Origin of the sequence: Marinobacterium weihaiense, assembly GCF_019061305.1 — a bacterium.
Classification (GTDB): Bacteria; Pseudomonadota; Gammaproteobacteria; order Pseudomonadales; family Balneatricaceae; genus Marinobacterium; species Marinobacterium weihaiense.
In genome coordinates this window covers 1-1278 of record NZ_JAHQZT010000060.1, presented here as the reverse complement: position 1 = coordinate 1278, position 1278 = coordinate 1, and the positions used below count along the sequence as shown (strand labels likewise).

The 1278-nt window shown below is 56.4% G+C and carries 1 protein-coding gene; it reads left to right on the top strand.

The genetic code is table 11. The annotated features are described in order from the left end of the window. The first annotated feature begins 84 nt into the window (after nt 1-84). Nucleotides 85-1122 carry an IS5 family transposase gene (locus KTN04_RS16545; RefSeq protein WP_217336327.1) on the top strand — a complete coding sequence of 346 codons (1038 nt, stop codon included), beginning with the start codon at nt 85-87 and terminating at the stop codon, nt 1120-1122. Nucleotides 1123-1278 lie beyond the last annotated feature (156 nt).

The window sequence follows — 1278 nt, the reverse complement described above, 5'->3', positions numbered from 1 at the left end:
CGGGCACCTCGAAAAACCTCCCTCACGGCACCGGTAGCCCTGTGATAGCATCAAGCAATCACCAACACCCTACCAGTCAGTACCATGAAGAAGCGTAGCGCGATTAAAAACGACCTCTTTGCCAGCGAACATCACCGTGAAAAGATCGACCGGATCGGCGACCCTTTGGCTGAGATTGAGCAGCACATCAATTTTTCCGCACTGGCCGCTGAAGTTGATTGTATCGCGCCTCGAGTCGAAAGCGCTCAGGGTGGACGACCGCCGTACCCGACTGAAACTATGGTGCGCATCCTGGTACTCAAGCGCCTTTACAACCTGTCGGATGAGCAGATGGAGTACCAGCTACTGGACCGTATGAGCTATCAGCGCTTCTGCGGGCTGACCCAAGCCATCAACATTCCGGATCGCACCACGATTTGGCACTTTGAAAATCGCATCGGTGAAGCCGGTGCTCAGGCCCTGTTCGATGGCGTATCGGCGCAACTGTTCAAGCAGGGCTTCATCGCCCGTGGTGGCCAGATCATTGATGCCACCCTGGTGCCGGCGCCCAAGCAGCATAACCGACGTAGCGACAAAGAGCTGCTGGATCAAAAGGCCATGCCAGCCGACTGGAAGCCCGCCAAACGGCGGCAGAAGGATACCGATGCCAGCTGGACCAAGAAGCACGGCAAAAGCCATTTTGGCTACAAACTGTCAATCAACGTCGATGCCAAGTACAAAGTGATCCGGCGTTTTCAGTGTGACACCGCCAAAGTGCATGACAGCCAGCATTTCGAGGCTGTCCTTGATCGGCACAACACCAGTCAGGACGTCTATGCCGATCGCGGTTACCCATCGATCGAGCGGGAAGCCTGGCTGAAAGCGCACGGTTACCGGAACCATATTCAGCGCAAAGGCCACCGCCAGAAACCGTTATCGGAGTGCCAGCAACGACGCAATAAGCGGATTGCTAAAACCCGTGCCCGCGTCGAGCATGTGTTCGCCAGCATCGATCAGATGGGTGGCAAGTTGATCCGCACAGTGGGCCAAGCGAGGGCCAACTTTGCGATGACCATGATGGCCGCCTGCTACAATCTGAAGCGGTTGGTGTACTTCCAGCGGGCCGGGATTAAAGCATTTTGAGCCGTTGGTGGCGGCTCAATGTGCCTGATGGGCACACTGAGAGACGACCGCAGCCGGTGCCAATGAACTCGGAACCGGCATGATATCAAGTCGAAAACAGCTGTTCCGGGCAGTTTAGCTGTTCAGGCGGCGAGCAGCAGGTTTTTCGAGGTGCCC

Excerpts from the sequence above, each read along its gene's own strand:
- KTN04_RS16545 (WP_217336327.1), top strand. The coding sequence starts at position 85 with ATGAAGAAGCGTAGCGCGATTAAAAACGACCTCTTTGCCAGCGAACAT.